Raw genomic sequence first — 26,698 nt, 5'->3', positions numbered from 1 at the left:
TTGTGTTTCTGGCCCGCCGCGATGCCGCGGCGCAAGCCCGGGGGCGACGGCGCGCGGACGATGCGCACCGCCAATGTCCGATAACATTCGGCACAAGGCGTTCCCGAAGGCGAAGCTCGCGCAGTTCATCGACCGCACTTCTTTTTTTTCCTCACCCAGGTGCTACCCCTTGCGGCGGATTGTAGTTAAACTACAATTCAGTGTCAAAAATATTTTTATCGCACTACGGATCGCTTCCCAGCACCCCAACCGGCGGAGACACATGCATACCGATTCCAGCTTTACCTTCGTACTTTTCGGCGGCACCGGCGACCTGTCGATGCGCAAGATCCTGCCCGCGCTGTTCGAAGCGCACCGCGGCAGCATGCTCGCGGAAAGCGGCCGGATCGTTGCCGTCGCGCGGCACGAATCGGATCGGGCGGGCTATCTCGAGTGGGTCGACACGCATGTGAAACCGCACGCGGTGAAGGCGGCCGGCAAGGCCTTCGACGAAACCGCGTGGCAATCCTTCCTGGAACGCATCGAATACGTGAAGCTCGACCTCGGCCGCGCGGAGGACTACGTCGTGCTGCGCGACGCGGTCGCGCAGTTGCCGGGCATCCGCGTGTTCTATCTCGCGACGGGGCCGTCGCTGTTCGTGCCGATCTGCAAGGCGCTCGCATCGGTCGGGCTGAACGAAGGCGCGCGCATCGTGCTCGAGAAGCCGCTCGGCTACGACCTGCGTTCGTCGAACGCGATCAACGACGCGGTCGGCGAGATCTTCGCGGAAGACCAGATCTACCGGATCGACCACTACCTCGGGAAAGAACCGGTGCAGAACCTGCTCGCGCTGCGCTTCGGCAATGCGCTGTTCGAGCCGCTGTGGCGCCGCGAATGGGTCGAGAGCATCCAGATCACGATCGCCGAGGAACTCGGCGTCGAGGCGCGCGGCGATTTCTACGACAATACGGGCGCGCTGCGCGACATGGTGCAGAACCACCTGCTGCAGCTGCTGTCGATCGTCGCGATGGAGCCGCCGCATTCGATGGACTCCGACTCGGTGCGCGACGAGAAGCTGCGCGTGCTGCGCGCGCTGAAGCCCGTCGATTCGCGCGACATCGGCAAGGTCGCGGTGCGCGGCCAGTATCATGCGGGCGTGATCAAGGGCGTGCAGGTGCCGGCCTATGCAACGGAGCCCGGCGTGAAGCCGGACAGCGCGACCGAAACCTTCGTCGCGCTGAAGGTCGAGATCGAGAACTGGCGCTGGGCCGGCGTGCCGTTCTTCCTGCGCACCGGCAAGCGTCTTGCCGATCGCGTCGCGGAGATCGTCGTCAACTTCCGGCCGGTGCCGCACTCGGCCCTCGGGCCGACCGCGCTGCGCGCCGGTTCGAACCGCCTCGTGATCCGGCTGCAGCCGAACGAGACGATTCGCCTGTACTGCCTCGCGAAGCAGCCCGGCGAAGGGATGAACCTCGCGAGCGTGCACCTCGACCTCGCGTTCGACCGGTTCTTCAAGGAAGGGCAGATGGAGGCGTACCAGCGCCTGTTGCTCGACGTGATCAACGGCCGCCTCGCACTGTTCGTGCGTCGCGACGAGCAGGAAGCCGCGTGGCGCTGGGTCGAGCCGATCCTGAACGAATGGGCCCGCTCGCTGAAGCCGCCGAAGCCGTATGCGGCGGGCACGTGGGGGCCGGCCGCGGCGAGCGCGATGCTCGCGCAGCACGGCACCTGCTGGCTCGAGGAAGAAAACTGATGCAAGCCGTTGTCGCGCATGCAAGCGCGCGGCAACGTGCCCCATGATTCGCACGAATTGAACAGACAAAGCAGTCCGGAGGAGATGTGATCGAGATCCACGCTTTCGACACCCAGGAAGCGCAAAGTGAAGCGCTCGCGCGCGCCGTCGGCGACGCGCTGCGTGCCGCGCTCGTCGGCCCCGCGCGCCCGACGCTCGCGGTGTCCGGCGGCACGAGCCCGCGCCCGTTCCTGCAAACGCTGTCGCACGCGGCGCTCGACTGGGCGGGCGTCGACGTCACGCTGGTCGACGACCGCTGGGTGCCGGAAGACGATGCGGCCAGCAACGCGCACCTCGTGCGCGACACGCTGCTGCAGCACGCGGCAGCCCCTGCCCGCTTCCTGCCGCTCGTCGACACGCGCGTGTCGCTCGACGCGCACGTCGCCGCGCTCAACGCGAACGCCGACTACCGCATACCGAACGTCGCCGTGCTCGGCATGGGCGAGGACGGCCACACCGCGTCGATCTTCGCGGACGCGCCCGAATGGGATCACGCGATCGCGACGCCCGAGCGCTTCGTCGCCGTGCATCCGGCCGCCGCGCCGCATGCGCGCGTGAGCTTCTCGCTCGATGCGCTCAAGCGCGTCGACCGGTTGTTCCTGCTGATCGCGGGCGAACGCAAACGCGCGGTGCTCGACGCGGCAGCCGCATCGCTGCAGAAGAACGCGATTTCCCAACTGGCCAACGACAAGGGGACCAAGCTCGATGTCTACTGGTGCGCAAAGTAAGGCCGTCGTCGCGGGCCAGCATGCCGACGGCCCGCGCCTGCTCGCGGACGTCGGCGGCACCAACGCGCGTTTCGCGCTGGAAACCGGCCCCGGCGAGATCACGCAGATCCGCGTCTACCCCGGCGCCGACTATCCGACGCTTACCGACGCGATCCGCAAGTATCTGAAGGACGTCAAGATCAGCCGCGTGAACCACGCGGCGATCGCGATCGCGAACCCGGTCGACGGCGACCAGGTCACGATGACCAATCACGACTGGAGTTTCTCGATCGAAGCCACGCGCCGCGCGCTCGGCTTCGACACGCTGCTCGTCGTGAACGACTTCACCGCGCTCGCGATGGCGCTGCCGGGCCTCACCGATGCGCAGCGCGTGCAGATCGGCGGCGGCGCGCGCCGCCAGAACAGCGTGATCGGGCTGCTCGGGCCCGGCACCGGGCTCGGCGTGTCCGGCCTGATTCCCGCGGACGACCGCTGGATCGCGCTCGGCAGCGAAGGCGGTCATGCATCGTTCGCGCCGCAGGACGAGCGCGAGGATCTCGTGCTGCAGTACGCACGCAAGAAGTTTCCGCACGTATCGTTCGAACGCGTGTGCGCGGGCCCCGGCATCGAGGTCATCTATCGCGCGCTCGCCGCGCGCGACAAGAAGCGCGTGGCCGCGACCGTCGACACCGCGGAGATCGTCGAGCGCGCGCATGCGGGCGACGATCTCGCGCTCGAGGCGGTCGAATGCTTCTGCGGGATCCTCGGCTCGTTCGCCGGCAGCCTGGCGCTGACGCTCGGCGCGCTCGGCGGCGTGTACATCGGCGGCGGCGTCGCGCTGAAGCTCGGCGAGCTGTTCACGCGCTCGTCGTTCCGCGCGCGCTTCGAGGCGAAGGGCCGCTTCGCGCATTATCTGCAGAACATCCCGACCTACCTGATCACCGCCGAATATCCGGCGTTCCTCGGCGTGTCGGCGATCCTCGCGGAACAGTTGTCGAACCGCTCGGGCGGCGCATCGTCGGCCGTGTTCGAGCGGATCCGCCAGATGCGCGACGCGCTGACGCCGGCCGAGCGCCGCGTCGCCGATCTCGCGCTGAATCATCCGCGCTCGATCATCAACGACCCGATCGTCGACATCGCACGCAAGGCGGACGTGAGCCAGCCGACGGTGATCCGCTTCTGCCGCTCGCTCGGCTGCCAGGGGCTGTCGGATTTCAAGCTGAAGCTCGCGACCGGCCTCACCGGCACGATTCCGATGAGCCACAGCCAGGTGCATCTCGGCGACACGGCCACCGACTTCGGCGCGAAGGTGCTCGACAACACGGTATCCGCGATCCTGCAACTGCGCGAACACCTGAACTTCGAGCACGTCGAGAACGCGATCGAGATCCTGAACGGCGCGCGTCGCATCGAGTTCTACGGGCTCGGCAACTCGAACATCGTCGCGCAGGACGCGCATTACAAGTTCTTCCGCTTCGGGATCCCGACGATCGCGTACGGCGACCTGTACATGCAGGCCGCATCGGCCGCGCTGCTCGGCAAGGGCGACGTGATCGTCGCGGTGTCGAAATCGGGACGCGCGCCGGAATTGCTGCGCGTGCTCGACGTCGCGATGCAGGCCGGCGCGAAGGTGATCGCGATCACGTCGAGCAATACGCCGCTCGCGAAGCGCGCGACCGTCGCGCTCGAGACCGATCACATCGAGATGCGCGAATCGCAGCTGTCGATGATCTCGCGCATCCTGCATCTGCTGATGATCGACATCCTCGCGGTCGGCGTCGCGATCCGTCGCGCGTCCACCAACGGCGAGCTGCCGGAGGCCGTCGCGCAGGCACGCGCACGCGCGAGCGACGACGAAACGGCCGACGTGCTCGACTGGCTGAGCCACGGCGCATCGCCGGCGGCGAAGGACGTCGCGCGCGACTGACGCCCGACACGGCAGGGCACGGCAGCGGCCGCTTTTCGGCCGCCCGAAAAAAACGCCACCGACGCATATCGCGCGGTGGCGTTTTTTCATGTCGAGGCGGCGGCCGCCGCGCTGCGTCAGGCGCCGGCTTTCACCGGCCGGCCATGCCAGCGCAGCACGAGGCAGCGGCCGACGAAACACAGCACGCCGGTGACGCCGATCGTCACGCCCATCGCGAACGGCGTGCCGTCCGCGAGTGCGCCGATCGCGACGCTCGCGAGCGCGCCGAGTGCGAGCTGCATCGCGCCGAACACGGCCGCGGATGCGCCCGCGTTGTGCGGATAGCGATGCATCAGGTCGGTCGTGCAGTTCGCGGAAAGGATGCCGACCACGCCGACCACGAAGAACAGGCACACGACGATCGACCACAACCCGCCCCAGCCGGTCAGCGCGACGAGCGCGACCGCGAGCGACGCGATGCAGCTCACCAGCGATGCGGCCGCGATGATGCGCAGCGAGCCGATGCGGCCGACGAGCCGCGTGTTCGTGAAGTTGCCGATCATGATGCCGACCACGTTCAGGCCGAACAGCAGCCCGTAGTGCTGCGGCGACACGTGGAAGTACTCGATGTACACGAACGGCGTCGCGGTGATGTACGAGAACATCGACGCGAACGCCATCCCGCCGCACAGCATGTGCCCCCACGCGACCGGATCCGACAGGATGCGCCCGTACGATGCGAACGACGCGAGCACGGCCGCGCTCTTGCGCCGCTCCTTCGGCCACGTTTCCGGCACGCGCAGGTACGCGGTCGCCGCGCACACCGCGCCGAACACGGCCAGCACGACGAACACGCCGCGCCAGCCGGAGAAGCGCAGGATCTGCCCGCCGATCAGCGGCGCGAGCAGCGGCCCGACCGCCGTGACGATCGCCACCATCGACAGCACCTTCGCCGCATCGGTCGGCTCGTGCGCGTCGCGCGCGATTGCACGCGACAGCACCGACGCCGCGCCGGCGCCGAGTGCCTGCAGGAACCGCACGAGGATCAGCATGTCGATCGAGTTCGAGATGAAACAGCCGACGCTCGCGAGCGTGAACAGCGCGATGCCGCCGAGCAGCACGGGCCGGCGGCCCCACGTGTCGGACAGCGGGCCGTACAGCAGCATGCCGATCGAGAAGCCGGCCATGAAGCTCGTCAGCGTGCGCTGCGCGGCGCCCGGGCTCACGGAAAAGCCGGCGGCGATCGACGGCAGGCTCGGAAGGTACATGTCGGTGGCGATCGGCCCGCAAGCGGCGAGCGCGCCAAGCAACAGGATCAGCCGGGCATCGGGCCGGCGCCGGACGACGTGGGACATGGGTATCCGGAATGGAGCCCGCGCGCATCCGGGCGCGCGTGGCGGTAAAGACGGGAGGCTGCGCCGCGAACGGCGCTCGGACCCATGATTGTACGCGCAACTTTTTCGCGTGCCGTCGGCCGGGCGCCGCGCGGGCGATCGCCGACATCGCATGAGACCGCACGAGACCGCACGTGGCCGCGCGCGGATTCGATTAAGCTTGCGGCTTCCCGCTTCCATTGTCCGACCCGATCGACGCACGTCCCGACCGATGACCGCCTTCCTGCTGATCTGGAGCCCCAAGAAATGGCCGTGGCCCGAGCTGCCCGACGTCGCCGCGCGCGTGAAGGCCGGCGAGGCCGTGCACGACGTGTGGGGCTGCGGCTTCGCGCGCGGCATCCTGCCGGGCGATCGCGTGTTCCTGCACCGCGTCGCGAAGGAGCCGAAGGGCGTGTTCGGCTCGGGCTACGTGACCCGCGCACCGTACGAGGTGCCCGATCCGGCGACGAAGCGCGGCTACCGGCTGTGCATCGATTTCGTCTACGACTGGCTGGTCGACGCCCATCAGGACGTCGTGATCCCGCGCGACGCGCTGCGCGTGCATCCGTACTCGGTGCAGACCTGGGACGCGCAGTCCTCCGGCACGTCGATCAAGCCGATGGTCGAAGGCCCGCTCGAGAAACGCTGGGCGGAACTGACGGGCAAGCGCAAGCCGCCGCGATAAACGGGCCGGATCTCGCGCAGCCGGGCGACGGCCGCTCCCGCGCGCGCCGAAACGCCGCAGATCGGCCCGGCGGCCTGTCATGCGCGTCTCCGGTACAATCGGACGATCGTTCCGCCCAGGCGCCGCGGCCCGTGCACGCGGCCCCCGCGCCCTTCTCTCGCAGGTTTCGCACATGTCCAACAATCAGATCCTCTTCGAACGCGCCCAGAAGACCATTCCGGGCGGCGTCAACTCGCCGGTGCGCGCCTTCCGTTCGGTCGGCGGCACGCCGCGCTTCGTCGCGCGCGCACAAGGCCCGTACTTCTGGGATGCCGACGGCAAGCAGTACATCGACTACATCGGCTCGTGGGGCCCGATGATCGTCGGCCACGTTCATCCGGAAGTGCTGTCGGCCGTGCAGAACGTGCTCGCCGACGGCTTCTCGTTCGGCGCGCCGACCGAGGCGGAAATCGAGATCGCCGAGGAAATCTGCAAGCTCGTGCCGTCGATCGAGCAGGTGCGCATGGTGTCGAGCGGCACCGAGGCCACGATGAGCGCGCTGCGTCTCGCGCGCGGCTTCACCGGCCGCAGCCGCATCGTGAAGTTCGAGGGCTGCTACCACGGCCACGCGGACAGCCTGCTGGTCAAGGCCGGCTCCGGCCTGCTGACGTTCGGCAACCCGACGTCGGCCGGCGTGCCCGCCGACATCGCGAAACACACGACCGTCCTCGAATACAACAACGTCGCCGGGCTCGAAGAAGCGTTCGGCGCGTTCGGCGACGAGATCGCGGCGGTGATCGTCGAGCCCGTCGCGGGCAACATGAACCTCGTGCGCGGCACGCCCGAGTTCCTCAATGCGCTGCGCGCGCTGTGCACGAAGCACGGCGCCGTGCTGATCTTCGACGAGGTGATGTGCGGTTTCCGCGTCGCGCTGGGCGGCGCGCAGGCGTACTACGGGATCGCGGCCGACCTCACCTGCCTCGGCAAGGTGATCGGCGGCGGGATGCCGGCTGCCGCGTTCGGCGGACGCCGCGACATCATGGCCCATCTCGCGCCGCTCGGCGGCGTGTACCAGGCCGGCACGCTGTCGGGCAACCCGATCGCGGTCGCGGCGGGCCTGAAGACGCTGCAGCTGATCCAGGCCCCCGGCTTCTACGATGCGCTGACCGCGCAGACCAGGCGCCTCGCCGACGGCCTCGCGGCCGAAGCGCGCGCCGCCGGCGTGCCATTCGCGGCCGACTCGATCGGCGCGATGTTCGGCCTGTACTTCGCCGAGCGCGTGCCCGCCAGCTTCGCGGAAGTCACGCAGAGCAACATCGAGCGCTTCAACCGCTTCTTCCACCTGATGCTCGACGAAGGCGTGTATTTCGCACCGTCCGCGTACGAGGCCGGCTTCGTGTCGAGCACGCACGACGACGCGGTGATCGACGCGACGCTCGCGGCCGCGCGCCGCGCGTTCGCGGCCCTCGCCGCCTGACCGGGTCCGCGCGCATGTTCTCGGATACCGATTTCGCCCACATGCAGCGCGCGCTCGCGCTCGCGGCGCTCGGCATGTACACGACGGCGCCGAACCCGCGCGTCGGCTGCGTGATCGTCAAGGACGGCGACGTGATCGGCGAAGGCTTCACGCAGCCGGCCGGCCAGGATCACGCGGAAGTGCAGGCGCTGAAGGACGCGCGCGCGCGCGGCCATGACGTCGCCGGCTCGACCGTGTACGTGACGCTCGAGCCGTGCAGTCACTTCGGCCGCACGCCGCCGTGCGCGAATGCGCTGATCGACGCGCGCGTCGCGAAGGTCGTCGCGGCAATGGAGGACCCGAATCCGCAGGTCTCGGGGCGCGGCCTCGGGATGCTGCGCGACGCGGGCATCGACGTGCGCTGCGGGCTGCTCGCGAACGAGGCGGGCGAACTGAACATCGGCTTCGTGTCGCGGATGACGCGCGGCCGCCCGTGGGTGCGGATGAAGACGGCCGCGTCGCTCGATGCGCGCACCGCGCTGCCGTCCGGCGAAAGCCAGTGGATCACCGGCGAGGCCGCGCGCCTCGACGGCCACGCATGGCGTGCGCGCGCGTGCGCGATCCTCACCGGCATCGGCACCGTGCGCGAGGACAACCCGCTCCTGACCGTGCGCGGCATCGACACGCCGCGCCAGCCGCAACGCGTGCTGGTCGACAGCCGCCTCGACCTGCCGCTCGATGCGCGCCTGCTCGAAGGCGCGCCACTGCTGATCTTCTGCGGCCGGCTCGATGCCGCCGGCGAAGTACGCGCGAACGTGCTGAAGTCGCGCGGCGCGGAAATCGTGCCGCTCGCGAACGCGCACGGCAAGGTCGACCTGCCCGCGATGCTGGCCGCGCTCGGCGCGCGCGGCGTCAACGAGCTGCACGTCGAGGCCGGCCACAAGCTGAACGGCTCGCTGTTGCGCGAGCAATGCGTCGACGAACTGCTCGTCTATCTCGCGCCGAGCCTGCTCGGCAGCGACGCGGCCGGCATGTTCGACATCGCCGCGCCCGCGAGCCTCGACGCCCGGACGCGACTCGCATTCCACAGCGTCGAGCGGATTGGCGACGATCTGCGGATCCTCGCGCGCATCGCGCCGCCCGCCGCCACACCTTGAACGGAGTCGTCACGATGTTTACCGGAATTGTCGCGGCCGTCGGCCGCATCGAGGCGATCACCCCGCTCGGCACATCGCCCGACGCAGGCGTGCGGCTGACCGTGCAGGCCGGCGGGCTCGACCTGGCCGATGTCGCGCTCGGCGACAGCATCGCGATCCAGGGCGCGTGCATGACGGTGATCGAAAAGACCGACACCGGGTTCGACGTCGACGTGTCGCGCGAAAGCCTGAACCGCACGGTCGGCCTCGCGCAGCCGGGCGAAGTGAACCTCGAGAAGGCGCTGCGCGCGCACGACCGCCTCGGCGGGCACATCGTGTCGGGCCACGTCGACGGTCTCGGCACCGTCACGCGCTTCGCGCCGGTCGGCGAATCGCACGAGCTGCGGATCGTCGCGCCGCGCGAGCTCGGCCGCTATCTCGCGTACAAGGGCTCGATCACGGTCAACGGCGTTAGCCTGACCGTCAACTCGGTCGACGATCGCGCCGACGGCTGCGAATTCTCGATCAACCTGATCCCGCACACGGTCGAGGTGACGACACTGCGTCACGTAAAGGCCGGCGACAAGGTCAATCTCGAAATCGACATGATCGCGCGGTATGTGGAGCGGATGATGTCGGCATCGCAAGGCGTGCATCAGGACTGACGACGCAGTTGCGCCCGCCGCACGAGGATGGCGGCCGGCAGTGCGCTCCGGCACCTGGCCCGATGGCCAACGACGCGCACGGGTCATCCCGTCGCGCTAAGATGCAACGGCAGCGTTTTCGGCGCCGCGGCGCACGGTGCGCCGCATGCCGGCTGCCCCCTTTCCTCCAGGAGTCGTCCCATGTCCATCTCGATGTACCAGGCTTCGCTGCCCGTCCTGATCCGCGGCCTCACCAACCTGCAGCACATCCTCGGCAAGGCGCAGGCGCACGCGGCCGAGAAGCAGATCGACCCGTCGGTGTTCATCGGCGCACGCCTCTATCCGGACATGCTGCCGCTCGTCCGCCAGGTGTACATCGCGACCGACACGGCCAAGGGCTGCGCTGCGCGCCTCGCCGGCGTCGACATCCCGAGCTATCCCGACGTCGAGCAGACCTTCGACGAACTGCACGCGCGCATCCAGAAGACGATCGACTATCTGAAAGGCTTCGATGCCGCACAGATCGACGGCAGCGAGGCGCGTCAGATCGTGCTGAAGATGCGCGTCGGCCCGATCGAATTCACCGGCCAGTCGTATCTGCTGAACTTCGTGCTGCCGAACTTCTTCTTCCATGTGACGACGGCTTACGACATCCTGCGCCACAGCGGCGTCGAACTCGGCAAGCTCGACTACCTCGGCGGCCGCAACGAGCAAGGGTGACGCACGGCCGTGCCGCGCCCGGCCTGCGGCGGCCCGTCTGCGGGTCGGCCGCCGCGGCCCGGGCAGGCCCGTTCCGACGGCCGGTCGCGCCGCTTTCCGGCGTGCCCGCCAGCCGCGCGCGGCCGGTGCCGGCCGAAACGCGCTCCGGCTGGCGTAAAATACGCACTTTCCTCTTTCTCGCCCCTTTATGACGCTCGCCTCCACGCTCGACATCATCGCGGAGTTGAAAGCCGGCCGGATGGTGATCCTGGTCGACGAAGAAGACCGCGAAAACGAAGGCGACCTCGTGATCGCCGCCGAATTCGTCACGCCGGAAGCGATCAACTTCATGGCCAGGTACGGCCGCGGCCTGATTTGTCTGACGTTGACGCAGGAACGCTGCAAGCAGCTGCACCTGCCGCTGATGACCTACCGCAACGGCACGCAATACGGCACCGCGTTCACGGTCAGCATCGAAGCGGCCGAAGGCGTGACGACCGGCATCTCGGCCGCCGACCGCGCGCACACGATCGCCACGGCGGTCGCGCACGACGTGCGCCCCGAGCACATCGTGCAGCCGGGCCACGTGTTTCCGATCATGGCGCAGCCGGGCGGCGTGCTCGTGCGCGCCGGCCATACCGAGGCGGGATGCGACTTCACCGCGCTCGCCGGGCTCACGCCGGCCGCGGTGATCTGCGAGATCATCAAGGACGACGGCACGATGGCGCGCCTGCCCGACCTGATCGAGTTCGCGAAGGAACACGATCTGAAGATCGGCACGATCGCCGACCTGATCCAGTACCGCAGCCGCACCGAATCGATCATCGAGCGGATCGCCGAGCGCACGATGCAGACCGCGCACGGCACGTTCCGCGCGGTGCTGTACCGCGACCAGCCGAGCGGCTCGCCGCACATCGCGCTGGTGCGCGGCACGCCGTCGCCCGACATCGATACGCCGGTGCGCGTGCACGAGCCGCTGTCGGTCCTCGATCTGCTCGAGACGAGCATCTCGACGCACTCGTGGACGCTCGACGCGGCGATGCGCGACATCGCGGAACGCGACCTCGGCGTGATCGTGCTGCTCAACTGCGGCGACACGAAGGAACATCTGATCGATGTCTTCAAGGCGTTCGACGAGGAAGAAAAGGCCGCTGCGCTGAAGCGCCGGCCGGTCGATTTCAAGACGTTCGGCATCGGCGCGCAGATCCTGCGCGACGTCGGCGTCGGCAAGATGCAGGTGCTGTCGAATCCGCGCAAGCTGGGCAGCATGTCCGGCTACGGCCTCGAAGTCACGGGCTTCATTCCGATGCCCGGCGGCGAAGCCAAGTCCTGCCCGGCGTCCCACGCGTAACCCGCCACGGCGCTTTCGCCCTATAACCGTTCATCCACACCACGGACCAGATCATGGAAATCGGACAATACCAACCGAATCTCGAAGGCGACGGCCTGCGTATCGGCATCGTGCAATCCCGCTTCAACGAACCCGTCTGCAACGGCCTCGCCGATGCGTGCGTCGAGGAACTCGAGCGCCTCGGCGTCTCCGGTGAAGACGTGCTGCTCGTGTCGGTACCCGGCGCGCTGGAAATCCCGCTCGCACTGCAGAAGCTCGCGGAAAGCGGCCAGTTCGACGCACTGATCGCGCTCGGCGCGGTGATCCGCGGCGAGACGTACCACTTCGAACTCGTGTCGAACGAAAGCGGCGCGGGCATCACCCGCATCGGCCTCGACTTCAACCTGCCGATCGCCAACGCGGTCCTCACGACCGAAAACGACGAGCAGGCCGTCGCGCGCATGACCGAAAAGGGTCGTGACGCCGCGCGCGTCGCGGTCGAGATGGCCAACCTGACGATGGCACTCGACCAGCTCGGCGACGACGAGGACGAAGAAGAAGACGAAGACGACGAAGAGGAGCGCGCATGAAGAAGAGCGCCCGCCGACAATCGCGCGAGCTGGCGACGCAGGGCCTGTATCAGTGGCTGCTGTCGAACGCGGCCTCCGGCGAGATCGACGCGCAACTGCGCGGCGCGCTCGGTTACGACAAGGCCGACAAGGAGCTGCTCGACGCGATCCTGCACGGCGTGATTCGCGAGCATGCAACGCTCGTCGAAGCGCTCACGCCGTCGCTGGACCGTCCGATCGACCAGCTGTCGCCGGTCGAACGCGCGGTGCTGCTGATCGCGACGTTCGAGCTCACGCACCATGTCGAGACGCCGTATCGCGTGATCATCAACGAAGCGGTCGAACTCGCGAAGACGTTCGGCGGCTCCGACGGCTACAAGTACGTCAACGGCGTGCTCGACAAGCTCGCCGCGAAGCTGCGCCCCGCCGAAACGCAGGCGCGCCGCAACGGCTGATTCCGCAGGCAGACGGGCGCGCAAGCGCCCGTTTTTCGTTCTCCCTCCCGTCCCCGCTTCGCCCGACCCATGAATACCACCGCCGACTCGCTCATCACGCTCGCCGCACGCGTCGACGCGATCCAGCCCTTCTACGTGATGGAACTGATGAAGGAGGCACAGCGGCTCGAGTCCTCCGGGCGCGACGTTATCCACATGGGCATCGGCGAACCGGACTTCACCGCGCCGGAGCCCGTCGTCGAGGCGGCAGCGGCCGCGTTGCGCCGCGGCGTCACGCAGTACACGAGCGCGCTCGGGATCGCGCCGCTGCGCGAAGCGATCGCCGCGCACTATGCGCGCGCCTACGGCCTCGCGATCAGCCCCGAGCGGATCGTCGTGACGGCCGGCGCGTCTGCCGCACTGCTGCTCGCATGCCTGGCGCTCGTCGGCCGTGACGACGAAGTGCTGATGCCCGATCCGTCGTATCCGTGCAACCGGCACTTCGTCGCGGCGGCCGAGGGCCGCCCGGTGCTCGTGCCGAGCGGACCGGAAGCGCGCTTCCAGCTGACCGCAGACGACGTGCGCACGCGCTGGGGCAACCGCACGCGCGGCGTGCTGCTCGCGTCGCCGTCGAACCCGACCGGCACGTCGCTCGAGCCGGACGAGCTGAAGCGAATCGTCGAAGCCGTGCGGGCACGCGGCGGCTTCACGATCGTCGACGAAATCTACCAGGGGCTCAGCTACGACGCCGCGCCCGTGTCGGCGCTGTCGTTCGGCGACGATGTCGTCACCGTGAACAGCTTCTCGAAGTACTTCAGCATGACCGGCTGGCGGCTCGGCTGGCTCGTCGTGCCGCCCACGCTCGTCGGCACCTTCGAAAAGCTGTCGCAGAATCTGTTCATCTGCCCGTCCGCGCTCGCGCAGCATGCGGCGCTCGCATGCTTCGAACCGGAGACACTCGACATCTACGAGGCGCGCCGCCTCGAATTCAAGCGCCGCCGCGACTTCATCGCACCGGCGCTCGAGAAGCTCGGCTTCACGGTGCCCGTGATGCCGGACGGCGCATTCTACGTCTATGCGAATTGCGGCGGCGTTGCCCATCCCGCGGCCGGCGACAGCGCGGCGCTCACGCAGGCGATGCTGCATGACGCGGGTGTCGTGCTGGTGCCGGGCATGGATTTCGGCGTGCATGCGCCGCGCGACTACATCCGGCTGTCCTATGCGACCGCGTACTCGCGCCTCGAAGAGGCCGTTGAGCGGCTTGCGACATTGTTCGGCCAGCGCTGACGGTCAATCGGCCTTCCCGGCCGGCACGCCGGCCGTCCGCGCAAAAAAGAAAAGGCACCCGGATCGGGTGCCTTTTTGCTGCGGCCTGCTTGAAACCGCGCGACGTTACGCGCCGAGTTCCGAGTGCTCGCCGTGCGACTGCTTCGCGGTGTCGACGCTCGCGTCGTCCTGCTGCGGTGCGCCCTTCGGTGCGGCAGCCGCCTTCGCGGTGATCGGCTGCGCGCCGTCGAGCGTCGCGTGCACGCGCTTGGCGCCGCCGGCTGCCGCCGTCACGGCGGCGGTCACGATCGGCTTCGACGGCTGGGCCGGCGCCTGCGGCGCATTGATCGGCACGCTGCGGCCATGCGCGACGTCGCGCAGGCGGCTGCGCTCGGCCATGACCTTCGAGCCGTAGGCGGTGTCGTCCGGGTTGGTCGAGCCGTTGTACAGGCGCAGGCCGTTCGCGAGCGAGCCGCCGCGGGCGATGCAGTCCTTCAGCACGAGCGCGCCGACCTGCAGGTTCGCGAGCGGCTGCAGCGCGGTGTCGGTACCGCCGAAATATTCGAACTTGTCGGAATGAACCTTCGACATGACCTGCATCAGGCCTTGCGCGCCGACGCCGCTTTCCGCGTACGGGTTGAAGCCCGATTCGATCGCCATCACGGACAGCAGCAGCAGCGGATCGAGACCGACGTCGCGGCCGGTCTGGAACGCAGCCTTGACGAGCTGGCCGAGCGGCTCCTGCGCGACGCGGTAACGGCGCGACAGGTAGGTGGCGACGAGCGCCTGTTCGCGGTTCGACGCGAGTGCACGATCGTCGCGCGCATCGGCCGGGACCCGCTGGGTCGGAATCAGTTTGGCCAGCGCGACGGGCGACGGGCCGTTACGGGCCGGATCGGACGCATCGTTCTGCGCGGCAGTTTCCGGTGCGACGTCGAGACCGACGGCAAGCGCATCCGTTTCGGGCGCGTCTTCCTGCTGCGGCTGCGCGCCAGCGGGCGCGAAGTTGGGCAGCGGATGACCGGTCAGCAAACGGGCCGGACCGGCCTGCACGGCCGCGGATACGACCGGCATCAGCTTCGCGGCGAGGTTCCCGCGCACGGTCGGCAGCAGCCACAGGGCAAGCGCGACCGCGACAGCGAGACAGCCGACAACGCTGAATAAATGGTGACTGACACGCGTCCCGCGACGCAGCATGTTGCGCACGATTTGTGCATGCTGCTCACTGGGACGCCACGATAACCAAGCGTTCATTCAGATCATCTCCCATGAACATGACTCGTGCGGCTCGCTCAGCTCGATGGCGAGACGGAAAACGCGCCGCGGAATCACGACGCCGCACGCCTTGGTTGGGACGCGCAAGCATCGGGGAAACGGTATAAGTACCGTTCGAGGCCACGGTGTAAGAGGGCCGGCACCTTCGCACAATGGGCGAGGCGGGCATACGCGGTGGCACCCACGCAAAAAACCAGCGTCTGGTGGCGCTGGCTGGGACTACGACAAAGGCCGTCGAATACGCCGTGCAGGTTTCGGCGGACGGTGACGCGCTGCGTCAAAGATCGGTGATTGGCGGCTCGAAGCCTTTTACCCTGCAACCAATGTGAGCGGATTCTAGCAGGGTTTTATAGATCGTCAACACTACAAAACCTTCAAATTATAACAAAAAGTAATTTTGAATCGCCCTTCAGATCGCGAGCCCCCTGCCGTAAAGGTTCCGCGCGCGGTCGACTTTTTTCTGAACCGGGCGTGCGAGCGGCCACCCGGGTAAAATCGGCGGTCGATTCGGGGTCGCAGCCGGCCGCTGCACCCGCCCATCGCTGCCCGCATTGCGGGCAGCCCGGACCTTCTTCATGAAATACAAAGACTTACGCGATTTCATCCAGCGCCTCGAGGCGCTCGGCGAACTGCGACGCGTCACGCAGCCCGTGTCGCCCGTGCTCGAAATGACCGAACTGTGCGACCGCGTGCTGCGCGCCGGCGGCCCGGCGCTGCTGTTCGACGCACCACCCGGCAACACGTTCCCGGTGCTCGGCAACCTGTTCGGCACGCCGCGCCGCGTGGCGCTCGGCATGGGCGTCGATGCGGGCGACGACGCCGCGCTCGGCTCGCTGCGAGACCTCGGGCGGCTGCTGTCGGCACTGAAGGAACCGGATCCGCCGAAGAGCCTCAAAGACGCCGGCAAGTTGCTGTCGCTCGCGAAGGCCGTATGGGACATGGCACCGAAATCGGTGTCGTCGCCGCCGTGCCAGGAGATCGTCTGGGAAGGCGCCGACGTCGACCTGAACAAGCTGCCGATCCAGACCTGCTGGCCCGGCGACGCGGGGCCGCTCGTCACGTGGGGCCTCACGGTCACGCGCGGGCCGAACAAGCCGCGCCAGAACCTCGGCATCTATCGCCAGCAATTGATCGGCCGCAACAAGCTGATCATGCGCTGGCTCGCGCATCGCGGCGGGGCGCTGGACTTCCGCGAATTCGCGCTGAAGAACCCCGGCAAGCCGTATCCGGTCGCGGTCGTGCTCGGCGCCGATCCGGCCACGACGCTCGGCGCGGTGACGCCGGTACCCGATTCGCTGTCCGAATATCAGTTCGCCGGCCTGCTGCGCGGCAGCCGCACCGAGCTCGCGAAGTGCCTGACACCCGGCGTTGACACGCTGCAGGTGCCGGCCCGCGCGGAGATCGTGCTCGAGGGCTTCATCCATCCGCAGGAAGGCACGCCCGCCCCTGCCCCGGCCGGCGCACCGCCGCGGCCGGCCGGCAACGCGGCTGCCGCCTACGAGCACGCGCTCGAAGGCCCGTACGGTGACCACACCGGCTATTACAACGAGCAGGAGTGGTTTCCGGTGTTCACCGTCGAGCGGATCACGATGCGCCGCGACGCGATCTATCACTCGACCTACACGGGCAAACCGCCCGACGAGCCGGCCGTGCTCGGCGTCGCGCTCAACGAGGTGTTCGTGCCGCTGCTGCAGAAGCAGTTCACCGAGATCACCGACTTCTACCTGCCGCCGGAAGGCTGCAGCTACCGGATGGCCATCGTCCAGATGAAGAAGAGCTACGCGGGCCATGCGAAGCGCGTGATGTTCGGCGTGTGGAGCTTCCTGCGGCAGTTCATGTATACGAAGTTCATCGTGGTCGTCGACGAGGACGTGAACATCCGCGACTGGAACGAGGTGATCTGGGCGATCACGACGCGCGTCGACCCCGTGCGCGACACCGTGATGGTCGACAGCACGCCGATCGACTATCTCGATTTCGCGTCGCCCGTCGCGGGCCTGGGCTCGAAGATGGGCCTCGATGCGACCAACAAGTGGCCCGGCGAGACGAATCGCGAATGGGGTCGCCCGATCGAGATGGATGCCGCCGTGAAGGCGCGCGTCGATCGCCTCTGGCAGGAAATCGGACTGTAAGTCCACGCCTCGAACACCCGCTACGAACGACGATGAGCTTTCCCCCCGCCTCGATGCTGTCCGACGGATTCTTCCTGTCGCTGTCGCTGTGTCTCGATATCGGCCTCGTCAATGTCGCGATGCTGTCGCTGACGCTGTCGCACGGCTTCCCGCCGGGCTTCTGGCTCGGCGTGGGCTCGTGCGTCGGCGATCTCGTCTACGCGGCGCTCGCGCTCGCCGGCATGGCCGTGCTGCTGCAGTTCGAGGCCGTGCGCTGGATCGTCTGGATCGGCGGCGGTGCGGTGCTGCTGTTCCTCACGTGGAAGATGGCGCGTGAAGCGCTCGCGCCGGCCGGCGGCGCCAACGACGGCGCGGCAAACGACACGCCGCAGCCGCGTGCCAGCGCGCGGCGCAGCTTCGTGCGCGGGATGCTGCTCGCGATGTCGTCGCCGAGCGCGATCCTGTGGTTCGCGGCCGTCGGCGGCGCGCTGATTGCGAAAGCCGGCGCGACCACGCCGGCGACGGCGTCGGTGTTCCTGTCCGGCTTTTTCCTCGGCGGCCTCGCGTGGACGCTCTTCATGTGCACGCTCGCGAGCCAGGGCCGCAAGCACGCAGGCGCCGGGATGATGCGCGCGTGCCACGTCGCGTCGGCGCTGCTGTTCGCGTATTTCTCGTACAGCGTGATCGTCGGCGGCTATCGCGACCTGATCGTCCACGCGGCGTGACCGCCGCACGCCGCGCCGCCACGCGCCCGAAATGAAAAACGGCGCAACGCCCCGCGAGGGACGTTGCGCCGTTTTGCCGCGCGCGGTCGGGCCGCCGCGCGGAATGCGTCAACGACGCCAGCCGTGGTGCCAGCCGCCGTAGCCGTGACGCCAGTACGGACGGCCGTAATAGCCGCCGTAACCGCCGACGACCACGGCCGGCGGTGCATAGTAAGCCGGCGCCGGCGCGTAATACACGGGCGGCGGCGGTGCGTAGTACACGGGCGGCGGCGGCGCATAGACGGGATACGCGGGCGCGACCGGAATACCGATGCCGACCCCGATCGACACGTGAGCCTGCGCGGCGCTTGCGGCACCGAGGGCCAGCGCGGCGGCGGCGATGAACGGAATGAGCTTTTTCACTTCGATTCTCCTGCTGGAGCGGTAATTTGTGCGCTCCTGTCGGCAACGGCGGGCATGCACGTCGCATGGATGCAATGTAGCGAAAACCCGGCGCTCGCGTATCGTGCATTTGTTGCAAATTGCAATTCCACGCGCCTGTCGCCACCGGGCGGCTGCGCCGCGCCGCCCGGCGCTCTCCCGTGCGGATGCCGCGATTCCGTCGGACCAGCGATATCGCGACATGCCGATCGGTCAGTCTTACCGGATCCGGCAAGCGCGGCGCGCACGCTTCCGTAATGAACGATTACAAATTCGAGACAAGTCGCCGACAAATCAGGCGGGACATCGCGCTCGCAAGATTGGGGGCCGGATTGAACCGTCCTTTCTTGTGGTGAACTGCCGCGCATGTTCGTCATCGGTTGTGCCCGCATCGGACACCAGAGCCCGGGCCGCTCTTCGGCGACGCCAATGCGCATCCGCGACCGCAGCATCATTCCTGCGATACTGGCGGCTGCTCCATTTTCGCTTCACGACCCGCCATGTCTCTTCCCGACGTTCCCCGCCTCGGCTTCATCGGCGCCGGCCGCCTCGCGCGCTGCCTCGCGCGGCGTTTCGCCGCGGCCGGCTTTCCGGTCGTCGCGATCGCGAGCCGCACGGCGGAATCGGCCACGGGACTCGCGGCGCGCATCGACGGCTGCCGGGCAGTCGACACGCCGCAGCAGGTCGTCGACGCCGCCGACCTGCTCTTCCTGACCGTACCCGACGACCATCTCGCGTCGACCGCCGCGGCGCTGCGGTTCGACGCGGCGCGCGCGACGGGCCAGGCGATCGTTCATTGCAGCGGCGCGTCGTCCATCGAACTGCTCGACCCGGCAAAGCGCCAAGGCGTGGCCACGGGCGGCTTCCATCCGCTCTACCTGTTCGGCGGCACGGACGCCGATCTCGCCCGCATCGACGGCTGCTCGGTCACGCTCGAAGCCGATGGCGCGCTGCACGCGACGCTGCTGCGACTTGCTGCCGCACTCGGGTGCCATCCGCTGTCGATTCCGGCCGGCGGCCGAATGCTGTATCACGCGGCCGCGCATTACGCGGCGAGCTTCGCGCTGTGCGGGCTGTCGGAAGCCGTCGAGCTGTGGCGCGGCCTCGGCTTCGACGAGGAAGCCGCGTTGCGCGCGCTGCTGCCGATGCTCGCCGGCACGATCGAGACCGCGCGCGACAGGGGGCTCGCGAACGCGCTGGCGGGCCCGGTCTCGCGGGGCGACACCGGCATCGTCGAGCGCCAGCTCGCGCTGCTCGAGGCGCGCGGCGGCGACCACGCAACGCTGTATGCGCTGATGACCCGCCGCGCGGTCGCGCTCGCGGCGAAGCGCACGGCGCCGCCGGCCGCGCTGCCGGCGCTTGCGCAGGCCGTCGAAACGTTCGTCGCGCGCACGACCGGGCACCCCTCCCCGCCGCGAGACGAGGCGTGATAAGGTGTCGGCCGATGCGCCGCCATCCGGCGTTGGCGGCCGCACGCTACTCGACTGTATAAAAAGGATGCCAACGATGTTCGGCGAGATCGCCCGTTTTCTGCTCAATACCGTCTTCACGCTGTTCGGCGCCGCACTGATCCTGCGTGTCTGGATGCAGGCCGTTCGCGTGCCGCCGTACAACCCTGTCACGCAGGCCGTTCTGCAGGCGACCAACTGGCTCGTGCTGCCGCTGCGCCGCGTGATCGCGGGCGTGCGCGGCATCGACTGGGCAAGCGTCGTCGCCGCCCTTCTCACCGCGCTCGTCTATGTGGTGCTGATGGTCGTGATGGCCGGCTTCGATCCGGCCTCGGTAATCGCGACGCTCGTCGTGGTCGCGCTGCTCACCGTCGTGAAGTGGGCGCTCAATCTCGTGATCTGGATGACGATCCTGATGGCGCTGCTGTCGTGGCTCAATCCGCGCTCGCCGGCAATGCCGATCCTCTACCAGCTCACCGCGCCGTTCCTGAACCCGCTGCGCCGCGTGATCCCGAACCTGGGCGGCATCGACCTGTCGCCGATCCTGCTGTTCGTGATCGTGCAAGTGCTGCTGATGATCGTCACGCGCGCGGCCGTGTCGCTGACGATGTTCGGCATCTGACGTGTTGCGCTACGCCGCCGGCCCCTGCGCCGGCGGCGCCTCGAGCGTGTCGATCACCCCGAAGCGCGCCGGAATCATCCCGTAGCACACGCGCACCTTCTCGCGCGCCACCCGCTCGATCAGCCGTTGCGCCTCGTCCTCGGTGACGATGAACTCGACCTCGATCGTCAGCGAACCCTGCAGCTCGAAGAAGCGGTCCTCGTGCAGCACGCGATGCCGGCCGAAGCCGGCCATTGCACGAAACGCGGAACCGCCCGCGACGCCCATCCGGCTACCCTCCTCCAGCAACCACTCCCACAGCGGCTTCCAGTGCAGCCGGTGCTGCTCGTGCACATAGAAGCGCAAGAAGACCTTGTCCATCGCGTCCTCCCGATGCCGGCGCGCTCAGGCCGTCGCGAACCACGCACGCGCGGTCCACATGCCGAGCGCCGTCAGCGTGAACGATCCAGTCAAGTGTAGGGCAGCCACCGCGAACGCCCATCCCAATTCGCCCTGCACCGCGTGGGTCATCACTTCGACCGAATAGGTCGAGAAGGTCGTGAGGCCGCCGAGAAAGCCGGTGATCACGAACAGTCGCCATTCGGGCGGCAGACCGACACGGGTGGTGAACGCGACGGCCGCGATGCCGATCAGGTAGCCGCCGATCAGGTTCGCGGCGAGCGTACCGAGCGGCACGGCGGGAAAGAACGCGTTGAGCGCAAGGCTCAGGAACCAGCGCAGCAATGCGCCGAGCCCGGCGCCGACGAAGATCGCGACGATCGAATAGAACAAGGGAGCTCCTCGCTGACGAGGCCGCATGGCGGATGCGGTCCATGCAGAACTGTAAGCGTAATCGCGCCGCGACGGGCGTCACATTCGTAGCGTTCGTCCAGCGCGCGGCACCGGCGCCCGGTACCCGACGGCGTCGCCGTGCGTGGTCGCGGCGGGCGGCTACGACTACGTGACGGGCCTCGGCTCGCCGATCGCGCCGGCACTCGTCGCGCAGCCGTGAGCGCGCGGCCGGACGATTCGTCCCGCGCCGCTCAGCCGCCGCGCCATGCGCGGTCGAGCTCGGCGAGCGTCGCGAGCGCGCCGCCCTGCAACCCGATCACGTCCGCGCGACGCGCGTGCGCTTCGCGCGCGTTGATGCGGATCACGTCGGCACCGAGCCGTTCGCTCGACAGACGCACGGTCGGAATCGCGGTGCCCGCGCCGATCTCGACGACGGTCACCCATCCCGCCTGCGCGATCCAGTCCTGCAGCGCGCGCTCCTGCGCGTCGTAGCGTTCGCCGAGCCAGCCGTTGTCGCCGAACATCAGGATGTTCGGCCGCGCGAGGCCGCCGCAGCGCGGGCAGCGCGGCAGCTCGCCGACCAGCCGGCACGCGGCCGCGTCGACGTCGGGCAGGAACGACGCGGCGTCCCAGGTGTCGTCCGAGCACGGGCGCAGGCACTGCATCGCATGAATCGACCCGTGAATCTCGACGATGCGTGCCGGGTCGAAACCGGCCTTCTGGAACTGGCCGTCGACGTTGCTCGTCAGCACGAAGCCGCCGTTCGGCATCGCGTCCATCCAGCGCCGCAGGATCGCGAAGCCCGCGTGCGGCACCGTCTGCCGGTAGAGTCCGAGACGGTGGCCGTAAAAGCCCCACGCAAGCTGCGGATGCGCGCGAAACGCCTGCGGGGAAGCGATCTCGTGGAATTCGAAACGCTCGTGGCGCAGTGCCGGATACGCGCGCCAGAAGCCGTCCGTGCCGCGAAAATCGGGCAGCCCCGAATCGACGCCGATGCCGGCGCCGGCCGTCACGAGCAACGCGTCGGCGCGCGCGAGCGCCTCGACGGCGGCCGCGAGCAGATGGGCCGGCAGCGATGCGGCGGCGGTGCTGGAATCGGTGGAACCGGCGGAAGCGGACGAATCTGAAATCGGCATGATGAAGCAGCGGGAGCGTCGAACGGTGCGCGAGTGGCGTCGCGCGATCATACGCCGGTTCGGGCGCCGCGCCGCGCTATCACGCAGTCGCGGTGCGCCCGGCCGCAGGTTCGCGCAGCGCGACGTACTGCAGCAGCATGATCGTCTTCGCGTCGACGATCTCGCCACGCTCGACGGCATCCAGCGCCGCGCGCAGCGGCATCTCGACGACCTCGAGATCCTCGCCCTCTTCCGCGATGCCGCCGCCGTCGCCGGTGCGCAGCGACGCATCGTATTCGCCGACGAAGAAATGCAGCTTTTCCGTCACCGAGCCCGGACTCATGAACGCCTCGAACACCTTGCGCACGTTGCGCACGCGATAGCCGGTTTCCTCCTCGGCTTCCGCGCGGATGCGTGCTTCGGGCGTCGCGTCGTCGAGCAGGCCGGCGGCGGCTTCGAGCAGCATCCCGTCGTGCCCGTTGACGAACGCCGGCATCCGGAACTGCCGCGTGAGCAGCACGTCGCCCGTCGCCGCGTTGCGCAGCAGGATGGTCGCGCCGTTGCCGCGATCGTACGTTTCGCGGCTCAGGCGCTGCCACGTGCCGTCGCGGCGCTGGAAATCGAACGTTACCTTCTTCAGCACATACCAGTCGTCGGACAGCACCGTCGTATCGACGATGCGGACGCGCTCCCGCGTTGCAGCCATGATGGTCTCCCATTCGACAAGTGACGGCGCTCATGGTAACGTGCAGTTTCGTGCAATTTCAAGAAATTTCGTGCAAACCCGATGCTGACCACCCAACGCAAGAAGGCGATCCTCGATGCGCTCGCCCGCGACGGCCAGGTGCTGGCCGTCGAGCTGAGCGCGCAATTCGGCGTGTCCGAGGACACGATCCGGCGCGACCTGCGCGAGCTGGCGGCCGAGGGCCTGCTGCAGCGCGTGCACGGCGGCGCGCTGCCGGCGTCGCCGGCAGTTGCGCCGTTCGCGCAACGCGAAATGCTCGAAACCGCCGAAAAGCGGCGCATCGCGCGCCGGGCCGCGCAGATGATCGCGCCCGGGCAGGTCGTGATCGTCGACGGCGGCACGACGTCGGCGCTGCTCGTCAGCCAGTTGCCGCCCGATCTGCGTGCGACGATCGTCACGCACAGCCCGAGCGTCGCGGTCGCGTTGGCCGCGCATCCGTCGATCGATGTGATCCTCATCGGCGGACGGCTGTACAAGCATTCGATCGTCGCGGTTGGCGCCGCGGCGATGGAAGGCATCTCGCGCATCCACGCGGACCTGTATTTCATGGGCGTGACCGGCGTTCATCCGGTCGCCGGCCTGAGCACCGGCGATTTCGAGGAAGCCGCGATCAAGCGCGCACTGGCCGGGCGCGCCGGCGAGACCGTCGTGCTGGCTTCGCAATCCAAACTGCGAGCGGCGTCGCAGTTCGTGATCGGCGAGCTCGCGCTCGCGCAGGCGATCGTGGTCGAACGTGAAACCGATGCAGCGCTGACCGAGCCGATCGAGGCCGCGGGCGTGACCGTCGTGCGCGCTTAGCCGGGCGGCGGCTTCGAGGTCTGCACGCGATGGGCGGCACCGACATCGCCGCCGGCGTGATGTCAGCGTGCCGACAGGTGACGCTTGCTACGATGGGCGACTGCCCACCTGCCACGTCCCGCTCGCCGATGCCGTCATCCTCCGCCCCGCCCACAGCCGCGCCACCCGGCGTCCTCGCATTGTTCGTCGCGTTTACGCAGATCGGCCTGACCAGCTTCGGCGGCGGGCTGAGCGGGCGCATGCTGCGCGAGTTCGTGCACGAGCGGCGCTGGCTCGACGAGGAAGCGTTCCTCAACGGCCTTGCGCTGTCGCAGGCGCTGCCGGGTGTCAACGTGAAGAATCTCGCGATCTGGATCGGCTACCGGCTGGCCGGATGGCGCGGCGCGGTGGCCGGCTTCACCGGCATCATCGCGCCGCCGGCCGTGCTGATCGTGCTGTTCGGCGTCGCGTTCTCGACGCTGACGCGCTTCACGCTCACGCACGTCGCGCTCGCGGGCGCGGCCGCCGCGGCGATCGGGCTGTCGATCTCGATGGCGATCACCGCGGTGCGACGCCTGCCGCGCCGCACGCTGCCGTTCGCGGTGACGGCGCTCACGTTCGTGTCGGTGGCGGTACTGCACTGGCCGCTCGTGTGGACCGTGCTGATCGGCGGCACGCTGAGCGTCGCGCTCGAATATCGCCGCGCAGGCGCCACGGTCGGCGGCGACGAACGATGACGGCCCCGTCACGCTACGCCGCGCTGTTCGGCGTGTTCGCGCCGCTGTCGATCGCGACGATCGGCGGCGGGCAGGCGATCATCGCCGATATCCAGCGGCAGGTCGTCGACGTGCATCACTGGATGACGGCCACGCAATTCGTGAACGACTTCGCGATCGCGCGAATGGCGCCGGGCCCCGGCTCGTTGCTCGCGACGCTGATCGGCTGGCAGGTGGCGGGCTTCTGGGGCGCGGTCATCGCGACGCTCGCGCTCTTCGGACCGACCGCGTTCCTGATCTACGGCATCGCGCATCTGTGGCGCCGCCACCAGGGCGCGCGCTGGCAGGTCGCGCTCGAGGCCGGCCTGCGCCCGGTCGCGGCCGGCATGATCCTCGCGTCGGTCTGGGTGCTGCTGCAGGCGCTCGACGGCGGCTGGCCCGCGCGGGCGATCGCGATCGCGTCGACGGTATGCGTGATGGTCACGCGCATCCACGCGCTGATGCTGATCGTCGTCGGCGCGTTGCTGCTGGTCGGCGTGCACGCGATCGGGTAGCGGCGGATCGCCTGCGGCGCACGGACCTCCCGCGCAGGGTTCGAGCGCGCGCTCGCGCGGCGTACGCTCGACGGGTTCGTCGCGGCGAGGATGCCCGGGTTTGCGGCCCGCTTGGCGTTCGGCGCGCGCTGAAAGCCGGCCGCGCCGATCACGAGCCGGCTACCGCACGAAACGTGCGGTACGCAGCGGCATGAAGCTCGAAGCCGATGCCCGGCGCCTGCGGCACGGCCGCGTAACCGGCATCGACCGATTCGCCGTCCGCCAGCCCGTTGAACGGGTGGAACGCGAACGGGCTGACTTCTGCTCCGCCGAGCCCGAGCGCCGACACGACGTGCAGCGAGAACAGATGGCCGCCGTGCGGCCAGAATGCGTCGCGCCGCCATCCGTTCGACACGAAATGATCGACGATCTGCAGGTAGCCCGGCAGGCCGTAGCAATGCACCGGATCGAACACGAGGAAGTCGCGGTCCGGGCGCAGGCCGCCGTAGCATTCGAGCAGCTTCGCTTCGGCGAGCGAGAACAATGCCTCGCCGGCCGCGACCGGCGGCGCGTATTGCGCGGCAAGCTCCGCGTGAAGCGGGAAGTCGAGCGGATCGCAAAGGTCCTCGAACCACCAGAGGTCGAACGGTGCCAGCATCGCGGCGGCCGCGCGGCCGCTCGTCGCGTCGTACATGTTCATCGCGTCGACCGCGAGATGCGAGCTGTCCGCCAGGCACGCCGCGGCGGCTTCGATGCGCTTTTGGTCGTCGTCGACATCCGCGCCGCCGATCTTGATCTTCGCGTGCGTGTAGCCGAGATCGGCGATGCGGCGCATCTCGTCCGACAGGCGCGCGAGATCGTCGTGCGGATAACGGTAGCCGCCGCCCGCATAGACACGCACGCGAGGCGTGGCATGGCGCGCGAGCCGGTCGGCGACGAAGCGATGGAGCGGCAGGCCCGCGATCTTCGCGGCGGCATCCCAGATCGCCATGTCGAGCACGCCGACCGCGACGCACCGTTCGCCGTGCCCGCCGGGCTTCTCGCCCGCCATCATCGCGCGCCATGCGCGAAATGGATCGAGGTTCGTGCCGGGGTCGTCCGCGATGGCGTGCGCGGCGGCCAGCAGACGCGGCGCGAACCGTTCGCGAATCAGCCCGCCCTGCGCATGACGGCCGACCGACGCGTAGCCGTAACCCGTGACCGGCCGGCCATCGCGCACGACGTCGGTGACGATCGCGACGACGCTCGTCGTCAGGCCGCCCGACGGAATCGCCGGATCGGCATAACGGGAAACCGGGATCGCTTGCTCGCGGATGTCGGTGATGCGCATGGTCGGGGTTCCGGGAAAACGTGCGGCGTTCGCGGGCCATGCGCGCATCGCATGCCGGCGCGACCGGCGGATCGCTGCATCATAGGCGCTTGCGCGATGTCGTGCAGGCTCGCGGCCGTCGCGATGCGGTGAAGCGATCCGGGTCGATCGAGATC

At 68.6% G+C, this 26,698-nt stretch carries 27 protein-coding genes; 19 read left to right on the top strand and 8 right to left on the bottom strand.

All coding sequences use genetic code 11. From position 1 onward, the window contains the following. Positions 1–262: 262 nt before the first annotated feature. From zwf to WS51_RS15040, 3 genes are all read left to right on the top strand, one after another. Positions 263–1,732 carry a glucose-6-phosphate dehydrogenase gene (gene zwf / locus WS51_RS15050; RefSeq protein WP_059448151.1) on the top strand — a complete coding sequence of 490 codons (1,470 nt, stop codon included), beginning with the start codon at positions 263–265 and terminating at the stop codon, positions 1,730–1,732. 86 nt (positions 1,733–1,818) lie between these two features. Further along, entirely contained in the window at positions 1,819–2,499 is a 681-nt protein-coding gene (gene pgl / locus WS51_RS15045) for a 6-phosphogluconolactonase (protein WP_069229397.1), read from the top strand. Beyond that, positions 2,477–4,405, top strand: coding sequence for a bifunctional transcriptional regulator/glucokinase (locus tag WS51_RS15040; RefSeq protein WP_059507104.1), 1,929 nt, complete (start codon positions 2,477–2,479; stop codon positions 4,403–4,405). The genes pgl and WS51_RS15040 overlap by 23 nt, the downstream gene beginning before the upstream one ends. 116 nt (positions 4,406–4,521) lie before the next feature. Here WS51_RS15040 and WS51_RS15035 read toward each other — a convergent pair whose 3' ends face one another. Beyond that, positions 4,522–5,739 (bottom strand): Bcr/CflA family multidrug efflux MFS transporter, encoded by a 1,218-nt coding sequence (locus WS51_RS15035; protein ID WP_059507103.1) that lies wholly within the window; start codon positions 5,737–5,739, stop codon positions 4,522–4,524. Positions 5,740–5,989: 250 nt separating this feature from the next. On the opposite strand from WS51_RS15035, the gene WS51_RS15030 reads away from it, so the two are divergent. From WS51_RS15030 to WS51_RS14990, 9 genes are all read left to right on the top strand, one after another. Further along, entirely contained in the window at positions 5,990–6,442 is a 453-nt protein-coding gene (locus WS51_RS15030) for a hypothetical protein (protein WP_059448147.1), read from the top strand. Between the two features lie 172 nt (positions 6,443–6,614). Next, entirely contained in the window at positions 6,615–7,898 is a 1,284-nt protein-coding gene (gene hemL, locus WS51_RS15025; protein ID WP_059951503.1) for a glutamate-1-semialdehyde 2,1-aminomutase, read from the top strand. Between the two features lie 14 nt (positions 7,899–7,912). Continuing rightward, positions 7,913–9,034, top strand: coding sequence for a bifunctional diaminohydroxyphosphoribosylaminopyrimidine deaminase/5-amino-6-(5-phosphoribosylamino)uracil reductase RibD (gene ribD / locus WS51_RS15020; protein WP_059507100.1), 1,122 nt, complete (start codon positions 7,913–7,915; stop codon positions 9,032–9,034). A 14-nt stretch (positions 9,035–9,048) separates the two neighbouring features. Next, positions 9,049–9,678, top strand: coding sequence for a riboflavin synthase (locus tag WS51_RS15015; RefSeq protein ID WP_059448144.1), 630 nt, complete (start codon positions 9,049–9,051; stop codon positions 9,676–9,678). A gap of 180 nt (positions 9,679–9,858) precedes the next feature. Continuing rightward, positions 9,859–10,377 carry a DUF1993 domain-containing protein gene (locus WS51_RS15010; RefSeq protein WP_040143616.1) on the top strand — a complete coding sequence of 173 codons (519 nt, stop codon included), beginning with the start codon at positions 9,859–9,861 and terminating at the stop codon, positions 10,375–10,377. Between the two features lie 187 nt (positions 10,378–10,564). After that, positions 10,565–11,707, top strand: a complete 1,143-nt coding sequence (gene ribBA / locus WS51_RS15005; RefSeq protein WP_059448142.1) for a bifunctional 3,4-dihydroxy-2-butanone-4-phosphate synthase/GTP cyclohydrolase II — start codon at positions 10,565–10,567, stop codon at positions 11,705–11,707. Between the two features lie 53 nt (positions 11,708–11,760). Further along, positions 11,761–12,276, top strand: a complete 516-nt coding sequence (ribH, locus tag WS51_RS15000) for a 6,7-dimethyl-8-ribityllumazine synthase (protein ID WP_040143614.1) — start codon at positions 11,761–11,763, stop codon at positions 12,274–12,276. Beyond that, the gene (nusB, locus tag WS51_RS14995) at positions 12,273–12,710 is read left to right on the top strand and encodes a transcription antitermination factor NusB (protein ID WP_059507099.1); all 438 of its coding nucleotides are present in this window, start codon (positions 12,273–12,275) and stop codon (positions 12,708–12,710) included. Before ribH ends, nusB begins: the two co-directional genes overlap by 4 nt. A 69-nt stretch (positions 12,711–12,779) precedes the next feature. After that, entirely contained in the window at positions 12,780–13,976 is a 1,197-nt protein-coding gene (locus WS51_RS14990) for a pyridoxal phosphate-dependent aminotransferase (protein WP_059977883.1), read from the top strand. 105 nt (positions 13,977–14,081) lie between these two features. On the opposite strand, the gene WS51_RS14985 is transcribed toward WS51_RS14990, so the two are convergent. After that, the gene (locus tag WS51_RS14985) at positions 14,082–15,209 is read right to left on the bottom strand and encodes a lytic transglycosylase domain-containing protein (protein WP_059543645.1); all 1,128 of its coding nucleotides are present in this window, start codon (positions 15,207–15,209) and stop codon (positions 14,082–14,084) included. 596 nt (positions 15,210–15,805) lie between these two features. Here WS51_RS14985 and WS51_RS14980 point away from each other — a divergent pair. Beyond that, positions 15,806–17,362 carry a UbiD family decarboxylase gene (locus WS51_RS14980; protein WP_059448138.1) on the top strand — a complete coding sequence of 519 codons (1,557 nt, stop codon included), beginning with the start codon at positions 15,806–15,808 and terminating at the stop codon, positions 17,360–17,362. Positions 17,363–17,394: 32 nt separating this feature from the next. Beyond that, the gene (locus tag WS51_RS14975; protein ID WP_069229396.1) at positions 17,395–18,066 is read left to right on the top strand and encodes a LysE family translocator; all 672 of its coding nucleotides are present in this window, start codon (positions 17,395–17,397) and stop codon (positions 18,064–18,066) included. Between the two features lie 108 nt (positions 18,067–18,174). On the opposite strand, the gene WS51_RS14970 is transcribed toward WS51_RS14975, so the two are convergent. After that, positions 18,175–18,468 carry a hypothetical protein gene (locus tag WS51_RS14970; protein WP_059448136.1) on the bottom strand — a complete coding sequence of 98 codons (294 nt, stop codon included), beginning with the start codon at positions 18,466–18,468 and terminating at the stop codon, positions 18,175–18,177. Between the two features lie 518 nt (positions 18,469–18,986). Here WS51_RS14970 and WS51_RS14965 point away from each other — a divergent pair. Continuing rightward, positions 18,987–19,916 carry a Rossmann-like and DUF2520 domain-containing protein gene (locus WS51_RS14965; protein ID WP_059507095.1) on the top strand — a complete coding sequence of 310 codons (930 nt, stop codon included), beginning with the start codon at positions 18,987–18,989 and terminating at the stop codon, positions 19,914–19,916. 76 nt (positions 19,917–19,992) lie between these two features. Further along, complete coding sequence (locus WS51_RS14960; RefSeq protein WP_059448134.1) at positions 19,993–20,556, top strand: YggT family protein; 564 nt, start codon at positions 19,993–19,995, stop codon at positions 20,554–20,556. A gap of 9 nt (positions 20,557–20,565) precedes the next feature. Here the strand turns inward: WS51_RS14960 and WS51_RS14955 are convergent, their stop codons facing one another. The 4 genes from WS51_RS14955 to WS51_RS14940 all read right to left on the bottom strand — a co-directional run bounded on the left by WS51_RS14955 (position 20,566) and on the right by WS51_RS14940 (position 23,148). Continuing rightward, positions 20,566–20,916: a DUF190 domain-containing protein gene (locus tag WS51_RS14955; RefSeq protein ID WP_069229395.1), complete on the bottom strand. Its 351-nt coding sequence runs from the start codon at positions 20,914–20,916 to the stop codon at positions 20,566–20,568. 24 nt (positions 20,917–20,940) lie between these two features. Then, positions 20,941–21,327 (bottom strand): fluoride efflux transporter CrcB, encoded by a 387-nt coding sequence (gene crcB / locus WS51_RS14950; protein ID WP_059448132.1) that lies wholly within the window; start codon positions 21,325–21,327, stop codon positions 20,941–20,943. A gap of 251 nt (positions 21,328–21,578) precedes the next feature. Beyond that, positions 21,579–22,463, bottom strand: a complete 885-nt coding sequence (locus WS51_RS14945; protein ID WP_059790168.1) for an SIR2 family NAD-dependent protein deacylase — start codon at positions 22,461–22,463, stop codon at positions 21,579–21,581. A gap of 79 nt (positions 22,464–22,542) precedes the next feature. After that, positions 22,543–23,148: an NUDIX domain-containing protein gene (locus tag WS51_RS14940; protein ID WP_069229394.1), complete on the bottom strand. Its 606-nt coding sequence runs from the start codon at positions 23,146–23,148 to the stop codon at positions 22,543–22,545. 81 nt (positions 23,149–23,229) lie between these two features. Between WS51_RS14940 and WS51_RS14935 the strand changes: the two genes are divergently transcribed. From WS51_RS14935 to WS51_RS14925, 3 genes are all read left to right on the top strand, one after another. Further along, positions 23,230–23,985, top strand: coding sequence for a DeoR/GlpR family DNA-binding transcription regulator (locus WS51_RS14935; protein ID WP_069229393.1), 756 nt, complete (start codon positions 23,230–23,232; stop codon positions 23,983–23,985). 128 nt (positions 23,986–24,113) lie between these two features. Then, positions 24,114–24,701: a chromate transporter gene (locus WS51_RS14930; RefSeq protein ID WP_147956027.1), complete on the top strand. Its 588-nt coding sequence runs from the start codon at positions 24,114–24,116 to the stop codon at positions 24,699–24,701. Next, positions 24,698–25,234 (top strand): chromate transporter, encoded by a 537-nt coding sequence (locus WS51_RS14925; RefSeq protein ID WP_059507091.1) that lies wholly within the window; start codon positions 24,698–24,700, stop codon positions 25,232–25,234. The genes WS51_RS14930 and WS51_RS14925 overlap by 4 nt, the downstream gene beginning before the upstream one ends. A gap of 148 nt (positions 25,235–25,382) precedes the next feature. On the opposite strand, the gene WS51_RS14920 is transcribed toward WS51_RS14925, so the two are convergent. Then, positions 25,383–26,543: a mandelate racemase/muconate lactonizing enzyme family protein gene (locus WS51_RS14920; protein WP_069229392.1), complete on the bottom strand. Its 1,161-nt coding sequence runs from the start codon at positions 26,541–26,543 to the stop codon at positions 25,383–25,385. Positions 26,544–26,698 lie beyond the last annotated feature (155 nt).

The organism is Burkholderia territorii (assembly GCF_001718335.1).
Lineage (GTDB): Bacteria > Pseudomonadota > Gammaproteobacteria > Burkholderiales > Burkholderiaceae > Burkholderia > Burkholderia territorii.
This window is presented reverse-complemented; position numbering and strand designations above follow the sequence as displayed.

What these genes read in the sequence shown, in the direction of transcription:
- WS51_RS14965 (WP_059507095.1), top strand. Translation starts at nt 18,987, where the DNA reads ATGTCTCTTCCCGACGTTCCCCGCCTCGGCTTCATCGGCGCCGGCCGC.
- WS51_RS14925 (WP_059507091.1), top strand. Translation starts at nt 24,698, where the DNA reads ATGACGGCCCCGTCACGCTACGCCGCGCTGTTCGGCGTGTTCGCGCCG.
- WS51_RS15010 (WP_040143616.1), top strand. Translation starts at nt 9,859, where the DNA reads ATGTCCATCTCGATGTACCAGGCTTCGCTGCCCGTCCTGATCCGCGGC.
- WS51_RS14975 (WP_069229396.1), top strand. Translation starts at nt 17,395, where the DNA reads ATGAGCTTTCCCCCCGCCTCGATGCTGTCCGACGGATTCTTCCTGTCG.
- WS51_RS14980 (WP_059448138.1), top strand. Translation starts at nt 15,806, where the DNA reads ATGAAATACAAAGACTTACGCGATTTCATCCAGCGCCTCGAGGCGCTC.
- WS51_RS14930 (WP_147956027.1), top strand. Translation starts at nt 24,114, where the DNA reads ATGCCGTCATCCTCCGCCCCGCCCACAGCCGCGCCACCCGGCGTCCTC.
- WS51_RS15040 (WP_059507104.1), top strand. Translation starts at nt 2,477, where the DNA reads ATGTCTACTGGTGCGCAAAGTAAGGCCGTCGTCGCGGGCCAGCATGCC.
- WS51_RS15015 (WP_059448144.1), top strand. Translation starts at nt 9,049, where the DNA reads ATGTTTACCGGAATTGTCGCGGCCGTCGGCCGCATCGAGGCGATCACC.
- WS51_RS15030 (WP_059448147.1), top strand. Translation starts at nt 5,990, where the DNA reads ATGACCGCCTTCCTGCTGATCTGGAGCCCCAAGAAATGGCCGTGGCCC.
- nusB (WP_059507099.1), top strand. Translation starts at nt 12,273, where the DNA reads ATGAAGAAGAGCGCCCGCCGACAATCGCGCGAGCTGGCGACGCAGGGC.
- WS51_RS14935 (WP_069229393.1), top strand. Translation starts at nt 23,230, where the DNA reads ATGCTGACCACCCAACGCAAGAAGGCGATCCTCGATGCGCTCGCCCGC.
- ribH (WP_040143614.1), top strand. Translation starts at nt 11,761, where the DNA reads ATGGAAATCGGACAATACCAACCGAATCTCGAAGGCGACGGCCTGCGT.
- WS51_RS14985 (WP_059543645.1), bottom strand. Translation starts at nt 15,209, where the DNA reads ATGAACGCTTGGTTATCGTGGCGTCCCAGTGAGCAGCATGCACAAATC.
- WS51_RS14955 (WP_069229395.1), bottom strand. Translation starts at nt 20,916, where the DNA reads ATGGACAAGGTCTTCTTGCGCTTCTATGTGCACGAGCAGCACCGGCTG.
- hemL (WP_059951503.1), top strand. Translation starts at nt 6,615, where the DNA reads ATGTCCAACAATCAGATCCTCTTCGAACGCGCCCAGAAGACCATTCCG.
- ribD (WP_059507100.1), top strand. Translation starts at nt 7,913, where the DNA reads ATGTTCTCGGATACCGATTTCGCCCACATGCAGCGCGCGCTCGCGCTC.
- WS51_RS15035 (WP_059507103.1), bottom strand. Translation starts at nt 5,739, where the DNA reads ATGTCCCACGTCGTCCGGCGCCGGCCCGATGCCCGGCTGATCCTGTTG.
- WS51_RS14990 (WP_059977883.1), top strand. Translation starts at nt 12,780, where the DNA reads ATGAATACCACCGCCGACTCGCTCATCACGCTCGCCGCACGCGTCGAC.
- zwf (WP_059448151.1), top strand. Translation starts at nt 263, where the DNA reads ATGCATACCGATTCCAGCTTTACCTTCGTACTTTTCGGCGGCACCGGC.
- WS51_RS14920 (WP_069229392.1), bottom strand. Translation starts at nt 26,543, where the DNA reads ATGCGCATCACCGACATCCGCGAGCAAGCGATCCCGGTTTCCCGTTAT.
- WS51_RS14940 (WP_069229394.1), bottom strand. Translation starts at nt 23,148, where the DNA reads ATGGCTGCAACGCGGGAGCGCGTCCGCATCGTCGATACGACGGTGCTG.
- WS51_RS14960 (WP_059448134.1), top strand. Translation starts at nt 19,993, where the DNA reads ATGTTCGGCGAGATCGCCCGTTTTCTGCTCAATACCGTCTTCACGCTG.
- ribBA (WP_059448142.1), top strand. Translation starts at nt 10,565, where the DNA reads ATGACGCTCGCCTCCACGCTCGACATCATCGCGGAGTTGAAAGCCGGC.
- WS51_RS14945 (WP_059790168.1), bottom strand. Translation starts at nt 22,463, where the DNA reads ATGCCGATTTCAGATTCGTCCGCTTCCGCCGGTTCCACCGATTCCAGC.